This is a genomic window from Streptomyces sp. NPDC048473 (assembly GCF_043200155.1).
Classification (GTDB): Bacteria; Actinomycetota; Actinomycetes; order Streptomycetales; family Streptomycetaceae; genus Streptomyces.
Genome location: NZ_JBICXE010000142.1, coordinates 1 through 3,701, shown reverse-complemented (window position 1 = coordinate 3,701; position 3,701 = coordinate 1). Strand labels below are relative to the sequence as shown.

Genomic DNA, 3,701 nt, shown 5'->3' with positions numbered 1-3,701 from the left:
GCCATCGTCCCCAACACCGCATAGCAACAAGGGGCACCCCTGCCGGGACGCCCCTCCAACAACCAAGATCTTCATCGGCCTTCTAGGGCCTGTTGAGAAAGTCGATCTTGGTCGTGGAATGATCATGCGCTGTGGCGCGTGGAGATCTGACGGACGAGCAGTGGGCCAGGCTGGAGCCGTTGTTGCCGAAGGGCAAGAAGCCTGGCCGGCCGCCGATATGGCCGAGGCGGCAGCTGATCGACGGCATACGGTGGCGGACCCGGACCGGGACGCCCTGGCGGGATGTGCCCGAGCGGTACGGGCCGTGGGATCGGGTCTACGACCTGTTCCGGCGCCGTCAGCGCGACGGCACGTGGAAGCGAGTCTTCACCGAACTGCAGGCCCAGGCGGACGCGAAGGACCTGATCGCCTGGGATGTCAGTGTCGACTCGACGATCTGCCGCGCCCACCAGCACGCCGCCGGAGCGGTCAAAAGGTGCCCCTATGGTTTTCGTCAAGCCGCGAAGGGTGCTGGAGGCTGATAGAAGGTGCCGTCTCGGAGCATGGCGAAGAGCACGTCGATGCGTCGTCGGGCGAGGGCGACGATGGCTGCGACGTGGTGCTTCCCCTCGCGGCGTTTCTTGTCGTAGTAGGCGCGTGATTCCGGTTGGGAGAGCGAGGCGAAGGCCGCGAGGTAGAGCGCCCGTTTGAGCTGCTTGTTGCCTCTGCGCGACGGGTGCTCGCCGCGGATGGATGAGCCGGAGCTCCTGGTCACCGGCGCCAGGCCGGCGTACGCAGCCAAGTGTCCAGCGGTGGGAAAGCTGCTGCCGTCACCGACGTCGATGAGAATGCGGGCTCCGGTCCTGACCCCTATGCCCGGCATGGAGGTCAGGACCTGGGAAAGAGGGTGGGCCTCCAGAAGTTCCTCGATCCTGGCGGCGAGGAGTCTGCGCTGGTCCAGCACGGCGCTGAGCGAGCTGGCGAGGCTCGGGACGATCAGCGCGGCAGCGTCGGTACCGGGCACGGCGACTCTCTGCTCGTCGAGCGCGGCGAAGACGTCTTCGACGAGACGCTCGGCCATCCGGGGTGCTTTGGGCCGCAGCAGCGTCACCAGCCGGCGCCGCCCGGCCTTCCTCAACTGGGCCGGAGAGCCGAACCGTTCGAACATGACCAGGACGGCCGGGTGGTCCAGCCGGGGACCCAGGACACGCTCCAGCGAGGGATGGATCTGGGTGAGCAGACCGCGCAGCCGGTTCTTGATCCTCGTCGACTCACCCGCGAGGTCGTCGTCGAACCCGACGATCATCTCCAGTTCAGCGGCGGACTCGTCGGACGGCGCCAGGTTCCGCAGGGTACGCGGCATCGTCCGCGCGGCGTCCGCGATGATCGCCGCATCGCGCGCGTCGGTCTTGGCCTCACCGGCATACAGGTCAGCGATCCGTCGCATCGTCAGACCCGGTAGACAGGCGACGCGGCAGCCCGCGTCGCGGGCGACCGCCAGCGGCAGGGCCCCGATGGAGGCGGGCTGGTCGACCACCACCAGCACACTGCCGTGCTTGGCTCGCAGCTTGCTGAACACCTCACGCAGCTTCGGCTCGGTGTTGGGCAGTCGCTTGTCGAAGACCCTCTCGCCGGACGGAGTCAGGGCGGTGGCGTGGTGCTCACCCTTGCCGACGTCCAGACCCAGGTAGACGTCGATGTCATCCGTGTCGATCACGTGCACTCTCCACAGCGGTCCGTGCCCTCCCCGGCCTACCTGCGGCATCAGCGTGCCGGCATCCACGTTACGAAGAGCCTGCCTCACCCGTGGCGGGTTCGGCGCTCGTGCCCCTAATCAGCGGTCTGCCAATGCCTCCGTGCCCGGTGACACCACCTTTTCGATCATGATCGACTGGGGATCTCAGTCATGCCGGGTCCGGAGGCCGGGAGCCCCGTTGCGGGGCCATGAAGAAGGTAACGGGGATCTTCAGAAGGAGCCGCCCGGCGGCGTTGAGGTCGAGCCGGACGACCACGGTCTCGGACGCTCGCGAGGCGGGCTGACCACCAAGGTCCATCTCGCGGTCGAGCAGGGGCAGAAGCCCATGTCGATTGTGATCACGGCCGGGCAGCGCGGGGATTCCCCGCAGTTCGAACCGGTCCTGGAGAACATCCGGGTGCCACGGCAGGGGCTGGGGCGTCCACGCAAGCGGCCGGACAGAGTGCGTGCCGACAAGGCGTACGGCTCCCGGAAGAACCGTGCCTACCTGCGCCGACGTGGGATCCGGTGCACGATCCCGGAGAAGAAGGACCAGATCCGCAACCGTAAGAAGCTCGGCTCCCGCGGCGGTCGGCCGCCGACGTTCGACAAGACCGACTACCGCGAGAGGCACGCGGTCGAATGCGGGATCAATCGCCTCAAGCGCCACCGGGCCGTGGCCACGAGATACGACAAACTCGCCGTCCGCTACGAAGTAACCGTGCTGGTCGCGGCCATCAATGAGTGGCTGTGACCACACGGCCGCACCAGCCTTCAGTTAACCCTTTGCCGAGGAACCGATAGACCAGCTAAGTTCTCCCAGCCGTCCATGTTGATCCGGACCGGCGCTGTCGACGAGGAGGTGTGGAGCACATGCGCAGGAGTGCCCAGCAGTTGAGCCCGCGTACTGACCTTTGCCACCTCCTCACGACGGAGACACCTTGTCGTTTCGCATCACCCCACTGACCGACCCTGCTCACGGGGCGCACAGCCGACGCCTTGCATGGCTGGAGTCTGACGCCGATTCCATCCCCGTCGGGACGGCCTTTCTCCGCCTGTTCGATGGCGGACAAGAGCACCTGGCCGAACTGACCCTCCACGTCCATCCCGTGGAGCGCCGCAAGGGCGTCGGCTCCCGGCTCCTCGACACGGCCGTGGCCGCCGCCCGGGACAACGCCCGGCGCTGCGTCAGCGCGCAGGCCCAGGCCGGATCGCCCGGCGATCACTTCCTGCTGACCCGCGGCTTCCGCAAGGTGCTCACCTTGAGGTTCGCCCGCTTGCCGCTGGCCGACGTGGACGCCATCGACCTTGCCGAGGTCATCGAGCGTCCGCATCCCGGCTACCGGCTGGCGTCATGGCAGGGAACCGTCCCCGACGCCCTCGCCCAGACGTTCGCCGCCTCACGCCGGGCCATGGACGATATGCCCATGGAGGACACCGACTACGGCACCGTGGCCTGGGACGTGGGCCGGGTTCGGGCTGCGGCGAAGGCCGTCGAAGAGCGCGGCGACCAGTTGCACACGGTCGTCGCCATCGACACCTGCGACGACTCGATCGCCGGATTCACCGAACTCGTCGTCCCTGGCAATGGCACGGGTGATGGCCAGCACTACGGCACCGGCGTGCTGCCCGAGCACCGCGGACACGGACTCGGCCGATGGATGAAGGCCGAGTCGATCCGACAAGCCCACGGGCGCTATCCAGACCTCGGCGGCCTCCTGACCGACACTGCCGACAGCAACACACACATGAGACACATCAGCGACAGCCTCGGCTACGTGCCCACGCACACGACACTCCAGTACCAGCTCGACCTGTAGAGACGAGCGGACGGGCCGGACCTGGGCATCACCTCGTCCGGCCCGTCGGCACTTTCACAACAGGCCCTAGCTTGACTCTGAAGCTCCTATAGATCGTCAAGCTGCGGAAGTCGTTGTCGGTGAGCTGATGCATGCGCTTGTGAGGTGGCGGTAGATCTCTCGCGCGA

At 67.1% G+C, this 3,701-nt stretch carries 4 protein-coding genes; 3 read left to right on the top strand and 1 reads right to left on the bottom strand.

Translation table 11 applies throughout. The features are described from left to right. Positions 1 to 131: 131 nt before the first annotated feature. Positions 132 to 521: an IS5 family transposase gene (locus tag ACGFU7_RS47700; RefSeq protein ID WP_393705046.1), complete on the top strand. Its 390-nt coding sequence runs from the start codon at positions 132 to 134 to the stop codon at positions 519 to 521. Here ACGFU7_RS47700 and ACGFU7_RS47695 read toward each other — a convergent pair. Further along, a complete protein-coding gene (locus ACGFU7_RS47695; protein ID WP_393705044.1) occupies positions 494 to 1,744 on the bottom strand; it encodes an IS110 family transposase in 1,251 nt (416 codons plus the stop codon). The two genes, ACGFU7_RS47700 and ACGFU7_RS47695, sit on opposite strands and share 28 nt — an antisense overlap. Before the next feature lie 169 nt (positions 1,745 to 1,913). Here ACGFU7_RS47695 and ACGFU7_RS47690 point away from each other — a divergent pair, with 169 nt between their 5' ends. Both ACGFU7_RS47690 and ACGFU7_RS47685 read left to right on the top strand, forming a co-directional pair. Continuing rightward, positions 1,914 to 2,468 carry an IS5 family transposase gene (locus ACGFU7_RS47690; protein WP_393705043.1) on the top strand — a complete coding sequence of 185 codons (555 nt, stop codon included), beginning with the start codon at positions 1,914 to 1,916 and terminating at the stop codon, positions 2,466 to 2,468. 187 nt (positions 2,469 to 2,655) lie between these two features. After that, on the top strand, positions 2,656 to 3,534 hold the full coding sequence (locus ACGFU7_RS47685; RefSeq protein ID WP_393705041.1) for a GNAT family N-acetyltransferase: 879 nt from the start codon (positions 2,656 to 2,658) through the stop codon (positions 3,532 to 3,534). Positions 3,535 to 3,701 lie beyond the last annotated feature (167 nt).

Bases quoted from the DNA above. Each gene is read 5' to 3' on its own strand.
- ACGFU7_RS47695 (WP_393705044.1), bottom strand. From the start codon at position 1,744: ATGCCGCAGGTAGGCCGGGGAGGGCACGGACCGCTGTGGAGAGTGCAC.